Raw genomic sequence first — 245 nt, 5'->3', positions numbered from 1 at the left:
CCTTCAGCGACAGTAGTTTTATCCACAGACAGCGTGGCTTTTACTTCGCTAACCGTATCGGTGATGTTGACGGTGGCGTCGTTGCCCAGCTGCAGATTCTCGAACTGCTTGCCGGCGACGGTCGCATCGGTGACGCCCAGCGAAATTTCACCTGCGTCTTTGAATACATCATCGCCCTGGGCCGGCAGCGAGTAATCGACCTCGGTTTTACCCGCTTGAATGACGACCTGCTGATTGTTGCTCAG

Annotated in this window: 1 protein-coding gene; it reads right to left on the bottom strand. The window is 55.1% G+C overall.

Translation table 11 applies throughout. From position 1 onward, the window contains the following. Window positions 1-245 (bottom strand): immunoglobulin-like domain-containing protein (locus tag AC1MHZ_RS23500; protein ID WP_482967026.1); only part of this gene is annotated, 245 nt, incomplete at both ends.

The sequence above is a fragment of the Pseudomonas sp. FA-1 genome, assembly GCF_056856075.1.
This window is presented reverse-complemented; position numbering and strand designations above follow the sequence as displayed.